The organism is Rhizobium gallicum bv. gallicum R602sp (assembly GCF_000816845.1).
Taxonomy (GTDB): Bacteria; Pseudomonadota; Alphaproteobacteria; order Rhizobiales; family Rhizobiaceae; genus Rhizobium; species Rhizobium gallicum.
On the sequence record NZ_CP006880.1, the window covers coordinates 2,137,797 to 2,152,314 of the forward strand.

The 14,518-nt window shown below is 59.9% G+C and carries 16 protein-coding genes and 1 pseudogene; 1 reads left to right on the top strand and 16 read right to left on the bottom strand.

Going from position 1 to position 14,518, the window contains the following annotated elements; genetic code table 11:
* Window positions 1-5: 5 nt before the first annotated feature.
* The 10 genes and pseudogenes from RGR602_RS39980 to RGR602_RS33225 all read right to left on the bottom strand — a co-directional run bounded on the left by RGR602_RS39980 (window position 6) and on the right by RGR602_RS33225 (window position 7,817).
* The gene (locus tag RGR602_RS39980) at window positions 6-452 is read right to left on the bottom strand and encodes a nucleotidyl transferase AbiEii/AbiGii toxin family protein (protein WP_052451879.1); all 447 of its coding nucleotides are present in this window, start codon (window positions 450-452) and stop codon (window positions 6-8) included.
* Window positions 449-880 (bottom strand): type IV toxin-antitoxin system AbiEi family antitoxin domain-containing protein, encoded by a 432-nt coding sequence (locus tag RGR602_RS39330; protein ID WP_040116160.1) that lies wholly within the window; start codon window positions 878-880, stop codon window positions 449-451. The genes RGR602_RS39980 and RGR602_RS39330 overlap by 4 nt, the downstream gene beginning before the upstream one ends.
* Window positions 861-1,277 (bottom strand): type IV toxin-antitoxin system AbiEi family antitoxin domain-containing protein, encoded by a 417-nt coding sequence (locus tag RGR602_RS39335; RefSeq protein WP_267285126.1) that lies wholly within the window; start codon window positions 1,275-1,277, stop codon window positions 861-863. Before RGR602_RS39335 ends, RGR602_RS39330 begins: the two co-directional genes overlap by 20 nt.
* Before the next feature lie 90 nt (window positions 1,278-1,367).
* Window positions 1,368-1,487: pseudogene (locus RGR602_RS39060) on the bottom strand (EAL domain-containing protein); the annotation flags it as partial.
* A gap of 91 nt (window positions 1,488-1,578) precedes the next feature.
* The gene (gene hemA / locus RGR602_RS33200) at window positions 1,579-2,793 is read right to left on the bottom strand and encodes a 5-aminolevulinate synthase (protein ID WP_040116162.1); all 1,215 of its coding nucleotides are present in this window, start codon (window positions 2,791-2,793) and stop codon (window positions 1,579-1,581) included.
* Window positions 2,794-2,966: 173 nt separating this feature from the next.
* Window positions 2,967-3,419: a cytochrome c-type biogenesis protein gene (locus RGR602_RS33205; protein WP_040116163.1), complete on the bottom strand. Its 453-nt coding sequence runs from the start codon at window positions 3,417-3,419 to the stop codon at window positions 2,967-2,969.
* Window positions 3,416-5,404, bottom strand: a complete 1,989-nt coding sequence (locus RGR602_RS33210) for a heme lyase CcmF/NrfE family subunit (RefSeq protein ID WP_039844360.1) — start codon at window positions 5,402-5,404, stop codon at window positions 3,416-3,418. Before RGR602_RS33210 ends, RGR602_RS33205 begins: the two co-directional genes overlap by 4 nt.
* Window positions 5,401-5,853 (bottom strand): cytochrome c maturation protein CcmE, encoded by a 453-nt coding sequence (ccmE, locus tag RGR602_RS33215; protein WP_039844359.1) that lies wholly within the window; start codon window positions 5,851-5,853, stop codon window positions 5,401-5,403. Before ccmE ends, RGR602_RS33210 begins: the two co-directional genes overlap by 4 nt.
* On the bottom strand, window positions 5,850-6,986 hold the full coding sequence (gene ccmI / locus RGR602_RS33220; RefSeq protein WP_040116697.1) for a c-type cytochrome biogenesis protein CcmI: 1,137 nt from the start codon (window positions 6,984-6,986) through the stop codon (window positions 5,850-5,852). The genes ccmE and ccmI overlap by 4 nt, the downstream gene beginning before the upstream one ends.
* Window positions 6,987-7,088: 102 nt before the next feature.
* Complete coding sequence (locus tag RGR602_RS33225) at window positions 7,089-7,817, bottom strand: response regulator (RefSeq protein ID WP_040116164.1); 729 nt, start codon at window positions 7,815-7,817, stop codon at window positions 7,089-7,091.
* Window positions 7,818-8,065: 248 nt separating this feature from the next.
* On the opposite strand from RGR602_RS33225, the gene RGR602_RS33230 reads away from it, so the two are divergent.
* Entirely contained in the window at window positions 8,066-8,728 is a 663-nt protein-coding gene (locus tag RGR602_RS33230) for a Crp/Fnr family transcriptional regulator (RefSeq protein WP_040116165.1), read from the top strand.
* 44 nt (window positions 8,729-8,772) lie between these two features.
* On the opposite strand, the gene ccoS is transcribed toward RGR602_RS33230, so the two are convergent.
* The 6 genes from ccoS to ccoP form a co-directional block, all read right to left on the bottom strand.
* Window positions 8,773-8,931 carry a cbb3-type cytochrome oxidase assembly protein CcoS gene (ccoS, locus tag RGR602_RS35215; protein WP_063828742.1) on the bottom strand — a complete coding sequence of 53 codons (159 nt, stop codon included), beginning with the start codon at window positions 8,929-8,931 and terminating at the stop codon, window positions 8,773-8,775.
* Entirely contained in the window at window positions 8,928-11,219 is a 2,292-nt protein-coding gene (locus tag RGR602_RS33235; protein WP_040116166.1) for a cation-translocating P-type ATPase, read from the bottom strand. Before RGR602_RS33235 ends, ccoS begins: the two co-directional genes overlap by 4 nt.
* Window positions 11,216-11,713 carry a FixH family protein gene (locus RGR602_RS33240; RefSeq protein ID WP_040116167.1) on the bottom strand — a complete coding sequence of 166 codons (498 nt, stop codon included), beginning with the start codon at window positions 11,711-11,713 and terminating at the stop codon, window positions 11,216-11,218. The genes RGR602_RS33235 and RGR602_RS33240 overlap by 4 nt, the downstream gene beginning before the upstream one ends.
* On the bottom strand, window positions 11,710-13,287 hold the full coding sequence (gene ccoG, locus RGR602_RS33245; protein WP_040116698.1) for a cytochrome c oxidase accessory protein CcoG: 1,578 nt from the start codon (window positions 13,285-13,287) through the stop codon (window positions 11,710-11,712). Before ccoG ends, RGR602_RS33240 begins: the two co-directional genes overlap by 4 nt.
* A 169-nt stretch (window positions 13,288-13,456) precedes the next feature.
* Window positions 13,457-13,645: a hypothetical protein gene (locus tag RGR602_RS33250; protein ID WP_040116168.1), complete on the bottom strand. Its 189-nt coding sequence runs from the start codon at window positions 13,643-13,645 to the stop codon at window positions 13,457-13,459.
* A 9-nt stretch (window positions 13,646-13,654) separates the two neighbouring features.
* Window positions 13,655-14,518: a cytochrome-c oxidase, cbb3-type subunit III gene (gene ccoP / locus RGR602_RS33255; RefSeq protein WP_040116169.1), complete on the bottom strand. Its 864-nt coding sequence runs from the start codon at window positions 14,516-14,518 to the stop codon at window positions 13,655-13,657.

Sequence of the window (14,518 nt, forward strand, 5' to 3'; positions counted from 1 at the left end):
CCTTGTCATATCATACGATATCGGCGGCACAGACGAACCACCCATTCTCTACCTTGAGGGGGTATGCGCGTCCCAAACAACGATTTGTGCTCGCGTGTGTTTATCTCCACCTTTAGCTTGAGTGTCGGTTCAAGCTCCGCCTCCGGTGCGAACCGGAAGATGAGGTGCGTAGAATGGCCCGCCTGCTCTCTCTTGAACTTTCCTAGCCATGACAGAGCGCCGCGGATTGCATCGATTGGAACCAAATCGATATCTTCTGAATAGCGCAAGGGCCGTTTGAAAAGCAGTTTGTTGATTGCCGTGCCACCTCGAAAGGCGATCTTGCCTTGGAGCTTCGGTGCCGAAAAGAGGTTACAGAGCGCGCGAGAAATAATGAGATCTTGTTCGATCTGGCGAGAGTCCGGCCAAGGCGCCTGGGTAGCCCAGACTGTTAGATGCGAATTCGGGATCAAAAATCGATCTCCACGGTTTCATTGATGTCGAGACGCCACCGATCATCTCTTGTTTCAGAAATGGAAAGGCCCTCGATCAGAGGCCTTACCGATGGATCGAGTGGCGTATACTTGTCCGTTTGCTTGGCAAATGGTTGCAATGCGTCAGCCTGTTTTTTGTGTTTCGACAATTCGAGCAAATAGCCGAGGCGTCGGACTGACGTATTTCCGAAGTGCTGCGCAATCGACGCCAACTTCTTCGGATTCGCTCTGTCGCCGATGTCCTTCGCAATTTGCGCAACACCATTGATACCCGTGGCGCGCTTAAAGTAGCGGATGCAGTCCAGAAGCGTTAGCTCCACGCCTGCAGCCTGAGCGTAGCCGGCATCCGTTTTCAGGGAAGTCAGCCATTCCTTTTGGTTGGTTGCGCTAAAGATGGCGGGCGTCAAATAGATGAACTGGGATGCGGTGGCGCCCGATCACGATCGAGCGGAACTGCTGCGGGACGACAACTTGAAGCACCATCGCGGCCCGGTGCGAGGAGCCGTGCATCGCGGCCGCGCGTAAGAAGGGAATCCGGTAGTCTATGCCCAGATATTTCATCAGCGGCTCGATCCAGCGCGCCGGATCTGGAGCACCGGCAATCTTGTCCTCAGGCCGCAGGATGATGTAAAATCCATGCCTCGGATTGGCTAATCTCTTCTTGGAGATTTGACGTGTCAAAGCTGCAGTGAAGGCGTTGGGTTTAAGCGACAGCTCAGCCAAAGCCTCTGCGCGGGTAAACGTCGAGTACCCGCTTGTTACCTTTTTTCGATGTAATCTCGAGAGATGGCATCCGCTAATCATACGCAAAAACAAACAAATTAATATGGGTTTTGCATATGATTGGCGCAATTGAAGATGAATATCTTCATCGAGTTGGTCGGGGCGAATGGCGAAGCTACGGTCGAGCTTGATCTTGTCGAAGGGGAAAACGCGCATCGTATCGAGCGAGGAATAGCCTGTGCCGAAATCGTCGAGCGCGATCGTCACATCCAACTTGCCGATCTCCTGCAGCTGAATGCGCGTGCGCGCCTTGTCATGGAGATGGCCCACCGAGGATGATTGGACAGACGAATTTAGCCTTTGGGATAAACCGTTGGAGCATTTATGCGACCTGCCTTGCGAGCGCGCAGCGCGACCAGAGGGAGTGGAGTGCTGCGACCAGCTGTTCGATGTCGGCATCGGAATGCAGCGGCGTCGGGGTGATGCGTAGCCGTTCGGTCTTCTTCGGCACCGTCGGATAGTTGATCGGCTGGACATAGACGCCGAAATTGTCGAGCAGCAGATCCGAGATCCATTTGCACTTCGCCGCATCGCCGACCAAGACCGGCACGATGTGGCTCGGGTTCGGCATATGCGGGATGCCGCGCTGGTCAAGCAATGATCTCAGCTTGCGCACCCGGTCCTGATGGCGGGCGCGCTCGAACTGGCTGACTTTCAGGTGCTGGATCGAGGCCACCGCACCGGCAGCAAGCGCCGGCGGCAGCGCCGTCGTGAAGATGAAGCCGGAGGCAAACGAGCGGATGAAATCGCACAGCGCCGTTGAGGCGGCGATATAGCCGCCCATGACGCCGAAGGCCTTGCCGAGCGTGCCTTCGATGATGGTCAGCCGGTCCATCAGCCCCTCGCGCTCGGCAATGCCGCCGCCGCGCGGACCATACATGCCGACAGCATGCACTTCGTCGAGATAGGTCATCGCGCCATATTTGTCGGCGAGATCGCAGATCTCCTTGATCGGCGCGATATCGCCATCCATCGAATAGACGGATTCGAAGGCGATCAGCTTCGGCGCCTTCGGATCGGCGGCCGCAAGCTTGGCTTCGAGATCGGCGACGTCGTTGTGCTTCCAGATCACCTTGCCGCATTTCGCATGGCGGATGCCTTCGATCATCGAGGCATGGTTCAGCGCGTCGGAGAAGATGATCAGTCCGGGGATCCTGGCGCCGAGCGTGCCGAGCGACGCCCAGTTGGAGACATAGCCGGAGGTGAAGATCAGTGCTGCTTCCTTGCCGTGCAGATCGGCCAGCTCGCGCTCGAGCAGCACATGGTAGTGATTAGTGCCAGAGATATTCCGGGTGCCTCCCGCACCCGCGCCACAGTGGTCGATGGCGTTCTTCATCGCCTCGATCACCTTCGGGTTCTGGCCCATGCCGAGATAGTCGTTGGAACACCAGACGGTAACGTCCTTCTGACCGTCCGCCGTGTGGCGCGTGGCGCGCGGAAAGCCGCCGCGATGACGCTCGAGATCGGCGAAAACCCGATAGCGGCCTTCCTTGTGAAGCCCGTCCAGCTCGCTCCTAAAAAATCCTTCGAAATCCATGCATGTGCTCCATAGCCACGAACAATCAATCAACTAGCGCTTATCGAACTTGATGGTCTTGACATAAATCAAGACGAACCGCCAAGCGCTCACCATTCTTCTGCCGAGGCTGCGGCTTTCTTTAAGCCGAATCAAATTTCGAGCGAGCTTTGCAGGCGACCGAAGACCGTTGATCAATCGCAGCGAGGGCCTTGAAGGTCTTTCTGTTCGGCCTTGGTCAGCAAGGCCACGTGGGGAGCCGCGTGCTGGCGGCGTGTAAAGACGATCGCGGCAAAACCAACCATCACAAGGAGCACTGGCGCGCCCCAAAGCAGCATGGTGCGGGTACTGAGCCGAGGCTTCAGCAGCACGAATTCGCCGTAGCGCGAAACGATGTAGTTCAGTACCTCCTCGTCGGTGTCGCCATCGGTGATACGCTCGCGCACCAGCAGCCTGAGGTCCTTGGCGAGGTCGGCATTGGAATCGTCGATCGACTGGTTCTGGCAGACCATGCAGCGCAGTTCGGCCGACAGCGAGCGGGCACGCGCCTCGAGCGCCGGGTCGGCCAGCACCTCGTCGGGATTGACGGCAAAGGCCGGTGCTGCGGAAAGAAACAACGCGATGGCGAAGAGGATCGGCCGGATCATTCCGTCGCCTCCATGACCGGTTTTAGCGGTCTTGCCTTGCGGCGCGGGGCGCCGACGCGCAGCCGCCGGTCGGAGAGCGACACGAAGCCACCCACCGCCATCAGCAGCGTCCCGCCCCAGATCAACAGGATGAACGGTTTCCACCAGATGCGCACGACGATGCCGCCGTCCTTGGTCGGATCGCCGAGCGACACGTAGAGCTGGCTTGCCCCGAAGGTGAGGATGCCGGCTTCCGTCGTCGGCATCTGGCGGGCGGCATAAAGGCGCTTCGCCGACCAGGTATCGGCGACCACGGCGCCGCCGCGCCGCACCGTGAAGTGTCCGCGCTCCTCGCTATAGTTCGGCCCTTTCGCCGGCTTGAGACCGTCGAAGGAAAGCGTGTAGCCTCCAGCCTCGGTGGTCTCGCCCGGCTTCATCTCGAGCACATGCTCGGTCGAAAAGGCCGACACCGCAACGATGCCGATGACGCTAACGCCAAGTCCGGCATGCGCAAGTGCGGTGCCGAAGGCCGAGCGCGGCAGGCCTGTCAGCCGCTTCCAGGCGACATGCGCCTTCACCTTGCCGATGCCGGCGCGATACCACAGATCGGCAGCCGCACCTGCGACCAGGAACAGCCCGGCCGCCAGCCCGAGCACCGACAGCACCGGCCCGCCGTGCTCGATGTAGAAGACGGCGATCGCCGCGGCGAAGGCAACCCCTGCCACGACATAGAGCCGCTGCAGCACGCCCAGAAGGTCGCCGCGCTTCCAGGCAAGCAGCGGACCGAACGGCACGGCGACGAGCAACGGTGCCATCAAGAGCCCGAAGGTCATGTTGAAGAACGGCGCGCCAACGGAGATCTTGTCGCCGGTGAGCGTCTCCAGAAGCAGCGGATAGAGTGTCCCGGTCAAGACGGTGCCGCAGGCAACCGTGAGGATCAGGTTGTTCAGCACCAAGGCGCCTTCGCGCGAGACCGGCGCAAACAGGCCGCCCGCACTCAAACGCGGTGCGCGAAACGCAAACAGCGACAGCGCTCCGCCGATGAAGAGCATGAGAATGCAAAGAATGAAGACGCCGCGGCTCGGGTCGCTGGCAAAGGCATGCACCGAGGTCAAGACGCCGGAGCGCACCAGGAAGGTGCCGAGCAGCGACAGCGAGAAGGTAAGGATTGCAAGCAGCACGGTCCAGATCTTCAGCGCCTCGCGCTTTTCCATCACCAGCGCCGAATGCAAGAGTGCGGTTCCGGCAAGCCATGGCATGAAGGAGGCGTTTTCGACCGGATCCCAGAACCACCAGCCGCCCCAGCCGAGTTCGTAATAGGCCCAGTAGGAGCCCATGGCGATGCCGAGCGTCAGGAAGGTCCAGGCCGCCAGTGTCCAGGGCCTGACCCAGCGCGCCCAGGCGGCATCGATCCGGCCTTCGATCAAGGCGGCGACGGCAAAGGAGAAGCACACCGAAAAGCCGACATAACCGAGATAAAGCAGCGGCGGATGGATGGCGAGCCCGATATCCTGCAGCACCGGATTGAGGTCGCGGCCCTCGGCCGGTGCCGGATCGAGACGGACGAACGGGTTGGAGGTCAACAGGATGAAGAGGATGAAGGCGGCGGAGATCCACGCCTGAACCGAAAGCACATTGGCCTTCAGCCTGTCCGGCAGATTGCGGCCGAAGAGCGCCACCAGGGCGCTGAACAGCGCAAGGATCAGCAGCCACAGCATCATCGAGCCTTCGTGATTGCCCCAGACGCCGGAATATTTGTAGATCAGCGGCACCAGCGAATGCGAGTTCTCCCAGACGTTCCGGACGGTAAAGTCGGAGACCACATGGGCATAGGTCAAAACGCAAAAGGAGAAGGTCACCAGCGCAAAGAGCACGAGGGAGCCGAGCGGCGCGACATCCATCATCGCCTGGTCAAGTCTGCGCGCGCCGATTGCCGGCACCAGCGAAACAACGATCGCTGCCGCCAGCGCCAGGACAAGTGCGTAGTGACCGATCTCGATGATCATTGCGTACCCTCGCCTTCCTGCCACAGACCCTGCGCCTTCAGCCGGTCGGCAACGTCCTTCGGCATGTATTTCTCGTCGTGCTTGGCAAGCACCGTATCGGCCATGAACTCCCGGCTGCCGGCCGCAAACTTGCCTTCCGTCACGACCCCCTGCCCTTCGCGGAACAGGTCGGGCAGGATGCCGGTATATTTGACCTTTACCTGATCGCCGCTGCCGTCGGTGACGGCGAATTCCACCGTCGAGCCTGCGCCGCGCACGACGCTGCCCTCGCCGACCAGCCCGCCGAGGCGGATGCGCGTCTCCGGCGCTACCGGTGTTTTGGCAAGGTCGGCCGGCATGTAGAAATAGGCGACCGACTGGCTGAAGGCGAACATGACGAGCAGCACCGCGGCGAGGATGAAGCCCATGCCGCCGCCAATCACCGCAAGGCGCTTCTGCTTGCGCGTCATTCCGTTCCTCCTTCCGCCGCAATGCCGAGTTCGCGCGCCAGCGCCATCAGCTGCCTGCCCTCTTCGCCTTCGGCAGGAAAGGCCGAAAGGGCGCGCTTCAGCGCGCTTGCGGCACGATCCTTGTCGTTCAAGACCGCATAGGAACGGACAAGCCGCATCCAGCCCTCGAAATTGTTCGGCTCTGCAACAAGCTTTGCATCGAGGCTTTCCACCATGCCGCGGATCATCTGCTGCTGCTGACTGCTGCTCATATCCTGCGCCGCTGCGACATCTTCCTCTGTTGGATTGCCCGGCGCCTTGCCGTCCGCCACCACCGGAGCGCCGCCGTTTTTGGCGATATGCTCGTTGACCAGCGGCAGCCATGGCGCATCGGCGGGCGATTCTTGCGCCAGCGCCTCGAAAGCCACCTTCGCCTGCCCCGGTTGCCCCGCCTGCTCCAGGCTCAGCGCCACGTAGAACTTCGCACGCGCATTGTCAGGCTCGAGCGAAAGCGACTGCTCCAGCACCTTGCGCGTCTCCTCGGTCACGACACCGTTGGCGCCCGCCATCAGCGTTTCGGCCAGCCCGTCAAGACGGATCGGGCTCGGCCCGAGCAGCCGGATGGCATTGCGGTAGGCCTTCTCCGCATCGGCGATGCGCATCGCATTGTAATAGATCGGCGCCAGCACGTCCCAGCCCCTGCCGTCATCCGGATTCTCCGAAAGATGCCGCTCCGCCTTCACAATCAGCACCGCCATGTCGTTGCCAGGATCCGCCAGCCGACCCGCCAACGGCCGCGACGGCACATCAGGACGGCCGAGCGGCAAATAAAGGGAAATCGAGACAAAAGGCAGAAAGACAACGATGGTCCATTTCAGCCACTTTGGCGATGCGCGAAAAAAACCGGTCGCGCCGTTTTCCGGCTTGGTAGCGCAGATAAGGCGCCGGGCGATCTCGGCCTTTGCGTAATCGGCTTCGAGTACGCCGATTAATCCGGACGCCAGATCTCGGTCAACTTCCAACAGTTGATCGCGGTAGACCAGCGACGCGCTTGTGGCGCGCCGGCCAGTCACTGCGAGCCGTCCATTGAACGGCGTAAACAGCACAGCCGCAACGGCAGCTGTCAGAGCCGCAAATGCAAGCCAAAGGAACATCTGCATCCAGTTCTTCGATTATTATCCCGTTTTCGACGGACATAGGCGCTTCAACCGCCGCCAACATTGACAGTAATCAAATAACCAGCGTTGTGACGACGTTTATCGGCGGCCGCCGGTAAAGACATAGCCGACGCCGCGAACGGACTGGACGATGGTCGGGTTCTTGGGATCCTGTTCGATTTTTCTGCGCAGCCTGGCAATTTGTGCGTCGATCGTTCGATCAAACGCTTCGAGGTTGCGGCTGCGCGTGAGATCCATCAGCGTTTCGCGCGACAGCACGCGGCCTGGGTTGCGCGCAAAGACGAGCAGTATATCGAACTCCCCGGTTGTCAGCGGTGTGTCTTGTCCAGAAGGGTCCGTCAACTTGCGCCGATGGATATGAAGTTGCCATCCATCGAATTCCAGGACGCCGTCATCGCCGGCCTGCGGCACTGCCGGGCGTTCGGCAGGCTGGCGGCGGCGCAAGATGGTTCTCAGCCGGGCAAGAACCTCGCGAAGGTGGAATGGTTTGGCGATGTAATCATCTGCTCCGACTTCGAGGCCTACGACTTTGTCGGTCACATCGTCGCGGCCTGTCAGCATCAAAATAGGCACGTCCGAACTTGCGCGGACTTCCCGCACCAACTGAAGTCCGTTTTGGCCGCCAGGTAAAACCAGATCGAGGAAAATCGCTGTAAAGTCGGTCTTCGCGAGCTCAGCGTGCATGGCCGTCCCATCGGCGACCGCCGTGACGCGATATCCTTCGTCCTCAAAATAGCGGATCAGCATCTGCCGAATCCGGGCGTCGTCATCTACGACCAAAATATGCTCGGATTGCCTGTCCGTCATTTCTACATTCCCTAGGGCTTTTCCGAAAGACACCCGCGAACCACCAGTTGCTTTCCTCAATTATCGAATTTCTCGGGAAATGGGAACGTCGCCGATCATGCTTCTCCCCAAAGAATGGTCAAGCGGCTCGCAAGGACCACGAAAGATCCAGTTTTGCGGTCTTTTCTCGCCTGGGCGGTTGATCAAGATCAAACAGGAATTCGCTTGCGCAGGCTAAATCAGGTTTGGGATTCAACAAGGGTAGGAAAATGTCCGTCGAGACGTCCGTATTGGCGCGTTCAAAGCTATTTGCCGGGCTGGGCAGCAACACCGCCAACAGGCTGCTCAAGCTGGCTGACATCACCAGGTACGAGCCTCGCGATTTCATCATCCGGGAAGGCCAAAGAGCAGACTCGTTCTTTTGCGTTCTCCAAGCCTATGTTCGCTTGTTCAAGACGAACGAGATCGGTCGCGCAGCAGACATCAGGATCTGTGAGCCGCGTGATACTTTCGCCGAATATCTGATTGGCGGCGGTGGCGTCTATGCCTACAACGCCCAGGCGGCAGGTAACGTGGCGCTAGCACGCTTTACCATCGACGGCGTGAGACGCTTGGCGCAAGAGGACCGAGCTCTGGATAGGAACATCATGCAGTTGATGGCCGACCATCTGCTTGCGACGATGGAATGTGTAGCTAGTGACCGTTTACACACCGCGCCTCAGCGGGTTGCCAACTATCTTTTAAGCCAATGTTCGGCAGGAAAACCAAGCGAAACCGTTCGTCTCCCCTACCAAAAGAGCTTGCTCGCCGGCAAGCTCGGCCTTGCTCCTGAAGCACTTTCGCGCGCATTCGGTGCGCTCAAGGAAGCGGGCGTCACTGTCAAAGGCAGAACGGTGCGCATCGACGATATCGCGGCTCTGCGCCAGATGTAGCGGCCGGCGGCAACGATCCGCCGCTCCTGGCAACGGTCATACCCTTACGGCCGGGGCGTCTTTTCATCCTCGTCATCGAGAATGCGCCATGACGCTCCCTCGAGATCGTCGTACTGGCCGTTCTTCAGAGACCACAGGAAACCAAAAAGGCCCAATCCTCCCATGAAGAGCGCGATCGGAATGAGGTAAATCAACATGTTCATGGCCACACGCCCCCCACGGCCGAATGCTTCGTATTGCGGATCGCATGGCGCCTGCCAGGGACCTTTGCCCTTTCGTTCATTCGCAGGGCATTTGCGATTACGATGAGCGACGATGTCGACATCGCCACGGCCGCGACCAGAGGCGTCGCATAGCCCGCGATTGCGATCGGCACGGCGATGATGTTGTAACCAATCGCCAGCGCGAAGTTCTGCCGGATGAACCGAGCCGCCAGGCGCGACACGGAGATCGCCTCGGGCACGGCCTCAAGGCTATCGTGCATGAAGACCAGGTCTGCTGCCTGCCGGCCGACATCTGCCGCCGTCGACGGTGCCATCGACACGTGAGCTACCGAGAGCGCCGGTGCGTCGTTGATCCCGTCACCGACCATCAGGACGCGATGGCCGAGCTTGCCCAGACGTTCGCATTCCTCCATCTTTCCCCGGGGCGTCAATCCTGCAAGCCAGCGGTCGATCTTGAGCGTCTTGGCTGTCGCCTCGACGACACATTGCCGGTCGCCCGACATCATAATCGCGGCAAACCCCTCACGCGCAAGGCTCTCGATCGCGCCATCGGCACCTGGCCGCAGGGTATCCTCGAAGTAAAAGCGTACAAGCTCGATCCCATCCTTCGATAGGACGACCTCGGAGAATGCATCGCTCTGTTGTGCGCCTCGCGGACTTCCCGGGCAAGCAAAGGCCGCGTTGCCGAGACGGTAGATTCCTTTCCCGCATTCGGCTTCCAGTCCAGCGCCCGGGATCTCCTCGACCTCATCAAATGCCAGGACATTTGGTCCGGCCTCGCGCCAAAGTGCCTGTGACAATGGATGCCGGGAATGAGCCGCCAGGCCGGCGGCAACGGCCAGTTCACCTGGGCCGGCATGCGTGTGGTAAGCGAGACGCGGCTGCCCCATCGTCAGGGTGCCGGTCTTGTCGAAGGCGACCATATCGATCTCCGCCAGGCGTTCCATGGCCGAGCCGTCCTTGACCATAATGCCTCGCCGGAACAGCCTCCCGGCAGCCACGACCTGAACAACGGGAACCGCCAGGCCGAGCGCGCAGGGGCACGTGATGATCAAGACGGCGACGGCCACCAGCATCGCTTGCTTCCAATCGCCCCCGATCAGACCCCAACCGAGAAAGGATACCAGTGCCAGGAGATGAACGGCCGGCGAATAATAGCTCGCGGCGCGATCGGCGATGCGCCGGTAGCGGGCGCGGCCGCCTTCTGCGGCTTCCATCAGGCCGATGATCTCGGCAAGCAACGAGTTTCTTGCAGTCGCCGCTGCCTTGATCGTCAACGATCCCGTCAGGTTCATCGCACCGGACTTCAGTTCGCTTCCCGTCGATACCGCGATCGGAATGCTCTCGCCCGTGACGATCGAAAGGTCGATCTCGCTCTTGCCGGTAACGACGGTGGAATCGACCGGAATACGTTCGCCGGCCGGCACGGCAATCAAATCGCCGATACTGATTTCGTCCAACGGCACATAACGCTTGGGGCCGTCCCGGTTGATCAGGAGCGCGCCTCGCGGGGCAAGCCGCGCCAGGCCGGTGATTGCCGCACGTGCCTTGTCGCGCATGACGTGATCGAGAGTGCGGCCAATCAACAGGAAAAACAGCAGGGACACAGATGCATCGAACCAGGCGTGCTCACCATGGTGGATCGTTTCCCAGAGCGACATCGAATAAGAAAGCGTCACGGCGAGCGATATAGGCACATCCATATTGGTACGGCCGTGCTTTAAAGCGTTCCATGCGGATTGATAGAAGAAACGGCCGGCATAAATCAGCGTGGGCGCCGCGATCATTGCCGATATCCAATGGAACATGTCGCGCGTTGCAGCCTCCGCCCCGGACCAGATCGATACGGAAAGCAGCATAATGTTTGCCGCAGCAAAGCCCGAGACACCGACGGCCAGCAGCAGTTGATTGCGAACGCGATCATCGTCGCTCAAGTCAGCCGTGAACAAATGCGCTTGATAGCCGCAGCGCGCAATTGCAGACAGAATGCCGGCTGGATTGACCGGCTTGCCGTTCATCTCCTCGTGCCATACGCAGCTCACGCGCTTTGCCGTGAGGTTTACCCGCGCGCCCTTGACATAAGGCAACTGCGTCAGCGCCTTTTCGATGGTCGAGATGCAGGCGCCGCAGTGAACGCCTGGGACGCTGAAATCCGATTGCCTGAGACCGGAGCCCAAAGGCTGGCTGGCCAGCAGTGCCTCCTCGGCGCTGATCACGTTGCTGCTCAGCGACAGCACGCCTTCTACATCCATGGTGCAGCATGTCATTGGACGAACCCCGCGGTATTGATCCTGAGTGCCTCGTGCATCACGGTCACGCCCTCGTTCTTCGAAATGACTTCAACGATCCAATCGCCCGACAGGACGCGGTGGCGCGCTTCGAAATGGCCGTCAGGTCTCTTCCGCAATCGAATGACGAAATCCTCCTGGTCGCCGACCGGCCGCCTGAAATGCGCCGTGACCTCGTCAGCGGCGGCTGGCGAACCGCCGCGATCGCGCAACCCATAAACGATCAACCCGTCTTGAAGCGCGAATTCGCCAGAAACGCCGCTTGTGGCCATAGCGCGCATTGCCTGCGCCTTCTTGTTGAATTCCTGGCTTGCGACATAGGCATTTTTCACCACCAGGCCGCTCCAGCTCGACGAGGCGTACCAGGCCATCGTCATGTTGACGGAAATGATGATGCCGAAGAAGGAAAGCATGATGAAAAGCATGTGGCGGCCGGTAAAGCCTTTGCCGTTGGTGATCTGGTGCTCGCTCATTTTCTGGCTCCTGGCGAATTGAAGGCGGCTTTGTAGACCGAGCGATCCGTGCCGACCGGGTCTTCGGCCACGAAAAGAAATTCGCTGAGGGCACTGGAGGCATTCTTGCTTGTGACGAAGACCTTGAGCGCCATTGCCGTGTCGGGCTTCGTTTCAATCATGAAATGCCGGCTCTCCTCTTCCGACAGTTCCGGAATCTTCATCGTCGCGCCATCCATTCCTTCAATATGCAAGGCAATCGTGCGGGGCTGCGGCAGCATGTTGAGAATACGAAGCGTGTAGCCGTTACGGATCGAGCCGTCTGATTCGAGAACGAACTGAGGGTTTCGGTCGTGCACCACGTTGAGGTCAAGCCGCTCGCGCAGTGCGAGATGGACGAGCATACCGATGCCAACTGCTGCCCAGACGGCAGCGTAAAAGACTACGCGCAGCCTGAAGATGACGCGCCAATTGAAATGCCGGATTGCGGCGATGAAGTTTCCGTCGTCATCGCGAACGCGCTGAGGCTGAACACCGGTCTTTCCATTGTCGGTGGCAAGCGCCATGTTGGCGGCATATTCGCTCAGTGTTGCATAGGCGATGAGGCCGCGCGGCTTGTTCAGCTTGTCCATGACACCATCGCAGGCATCGATGCAGAGCGCGCAGGTGATGCATTCCATTTGCTGACCGTCGCGGATATCGATGCCCATTGGGCAGACGGCGACGCAGGCATTGCAGTCGACGCAGTCTCCAACGGCCTGGCCCGAAAGGACCGCTTTCTTGGCATGACGGGAGCGCGGCTCGCCGCGCCAGTCGTTATAGGTGACGACGAGGGAGTTTTCGTCGATCATGGCGCCCTGGATCCGCGGCCACGGACACATGTATGTGCAGACCTGCTCGCGCATCAGACCGCCGAGCACATAGGTCGTTGTGGTAAGCGTGGCGACGGTTGCATAGGCGACGGCCGGTGCCTGGCCCGAAAAGAAACTCAGTGCCAATGTTGGCGCGTCAGCAAAGTAGAAAATCCATGCGCCGCCGGTTGCTGCACCGATGCCGAGCCAGATCGCGTGCTTGGCGACGCGCTTCAATAATTTGCCGGTGCTCCATGGCGCATTGTCGAGTTTGATCCGTGCGTTGCGGTCGCCCTCGATGGCGCGCTCGATGACGAGAAACAGATCGACCCATACCGTCTGGGGACAGGCATAGCCGCACCATGCTCGCCCGACTGCGGACGTCACCAGAAACAAGCCAAAGCCCGCCATGACCAGCAGGCCGGCCACGTAAAAGAATTCCTGCGGCCAAATCTCGATGAAGAAAAAAAAGAAGCGCCGTAAGGACAGATCGATCAGGATCGCCTGGTCGGGCGCGTAAGGACCTCTGTCCCACCGCAACCATGGTGAGAGATAGTAAATCCCGAGCGTGATCAGCATCACGATCCATTTGAAGCGGCGGAAGTGGCCTTCCGCCCGCTTGGGGAAAACCTTCTCACGCGCTGCATAAAGAGGCTGACGATTGCGCGCCGCGTTGACCGGTTCCACCTGAAGGTGTTCGACCGTGTTCTTGTCGCGTGGGGCCGGGGCGGTGTAGAGATTCATCGTCAGCATCCATCATTGATGCCCCCTTGTCGCATTCCGCAGCGCCGCCTTCCTTGACGTAGGTCAAGAAGCAGGCCAGCCGACGCCGAACGCTCACGTGCAAAAAAAGCCACGCGCGAAGGCGTGGCCAGGAGGCCGCAGCGAGAGACCTGCAGCGGATGTCCGCCTATTAGCGGCTTGTGGTCGACTGATCCTTGAGACAGGTCAAACTGATCATCGCCTGACCAAGCCTCTCCGAGTCGTCCTTTTCCTCATCTGCCGTGACAGGCATCTTGGCCCGAACGGAAACGCGCGTGTGGACGACCGAACGCGGCGTTCCGTAGAGCGAAATCAGCGGATTGGTATCGCGTTTGGACATAATGATCTCCTATTTTCCGCCGCCCAGCGAATGCACGAAGACGGTCAGTTCTTTCACGGTCGTCTCGCCAAGGCGGGCGGCCCAGGCCGGCATCATGCCATGTTTTGGAGCGATGATCTGGCGGGTGATCGCCTCTTCGCCCTCCCCTTTCAGCCAGATGGCATCGGCCAGATTGGGCGCTCCCATGTCGTTGCTGCCCTTGCCATCTTCGCCGTGACAGGCCGCGCAATTGTCGAGAAAAGCCTGCTTGCCGGCGCTTGCCATCTCTATATCGGACGACGTTTTTGTCAGGCTCCAGACATAGGCAGCGACGTTGCGGGTTTGCGTGGCGTCGAGGACATCAGCAAACGCAGGCATCTCGGACACTTGGGTGTCGCCGTCACCGTCGAAACGGACGCCGTGGGCGATGGTCTTTTGGATTGATTCAAGATCGCCGCCCCATAGCCAATCGTCATCGTTCAGGTTCGGGAACCCAGGGCCGCCGGCTGCGCCACTACCATGGCACGGCACACAATTGACCTTGAAAGCGGAAGCGCCACCCGAGATGGCAAATTGCCGCAGATTGGGATCCGCGTCGATTTCGCCGACCGTCTTTGCGGCAATCTGGTCGAGATAGGTGGTCTGGGTGGATTTTGCCGTCTCTACTTCCTGCGTAAGATCGGCACGGCTCGAAGAGCCGAGCAGCCCATCGGTGGCCTTGGTCAAAAGCGGAATGGAAGGATAAGCGATGGCATAGCCCACCGCCCACAGGATCGTCGCATAGAACGTCCAGACCCACCACCGCGGCATGGGATTGTTCAGCTCGCGGATACCGTCCCATTCATGGCCGGTGGTTTCGACGCCGCTGAATTCGTCAACATGTTTGTCCGACAT

What these genes read in the sequence shown, in the direction of transcription:
- RGR602_RS39335 (WP_267285126.1), bottom strand. Translation starts at nt 1,277, where the DNA reads ATGATTAGCGGATGCCATCTCTCGAGATTACATCGAAAAAAGGTAACA.
- hemA (WP_040116162.1), bottom strand. Translation starts at nt 2,793, where the DNA reads ATGGATTTCGAAGGATTTTTTAGGAGCGAGCTGGACGGGCTTCACAAG.
- RGR602_RS33205 (WP_040116163.1), bottom strand. Translation starts at nt 3,419, where the DNA reads ATGATCCGGCCGATCCTCTTCGCCATCGCGTTGTTTCTTTCCGCAGCA.
- RGR602_RS33210 (WP_039844360.1), bottom strand. Translation starts at nt 5,404, where the DNA reads ATGATCATCGAGATCGGTCACTACGCACTTGTCCTGGCGCTGGCGGCA.
- ccmE (WP_039844359.1), bottom strand. Translation starts at nt 5,853, where the DNA reads ATGACGCGCAAGCAGAAGCGCCTTGCGGTGATTGGCGGCGGCATGGGC.
- ccmI (WP_040116697.1), bottom strand. Translation starts at nt 6,986, where the DNA reads ATGTTCCTTTGGCTTGCATTTGCGGCTCTGACAGCTGCCGTTGCGGCT.
- RGR602_RS33225 (WP_040116164.1), bottom strand. Translation starts at nt 7,817, where the DNA reads ATGACGGACAGGCAATCCGAGCATATTTTGGTCGTAGATGACGACGCC.
- RGR602_RS33230 (WP_040116165.1), top strand. Translation starts at nt 8,066, where the DNA reads ATGTCCGTCGAGACGTCCGTATTGGCGCGTTCAAAGCTATTTGCCGGG.
- ccoS (WP_063828742.1), bottom strand. Translation starts at nt 8,931, where the DNA reads ATGAACATGTTGATTTACCTCATTCCGATCGCGCTCTTCATGGGAGGA.
- RGR602_RS33235 (WP_040116166.1), bottom strand. Translation starts at nt 11,219, where the DNA reads ATGACATGCTGCACCATGGATGTAGAAGGCGTGCTGTCGCTGAGCAGC.
- RGR602_RS33240 (WP_040116167.1), bottom strand. Translation starts at nt 11,713, where the DNA reads ATGAGCGAGCACCAGATCACCAACGGCAAAGGCTTTACCGGCCGCCAC.
- ccoG (WP_040116698.1), bottom strand. Translation starts at nt 13,287, where the DNA reads ATGAATCTCTACACCGCCCCGGCCCCACGCGACAAGAACACGGTCGAA.
- RGR602_RS33250 (WP_040116168.1), bottom strand. Translation starts at nt 13,645, where the DNA reads ATGTCCAAACGCGATACCAATCCGCTGATTTCGCTCTACGGAACGCCG.
- ccoP (WP_040116169.1), bottom strand. Translation starts at nt 14,518, where the DNA reads ATGTCGGACAAACATGTTGACGAATTCAGCGGCGTCGAAACCACCGGC.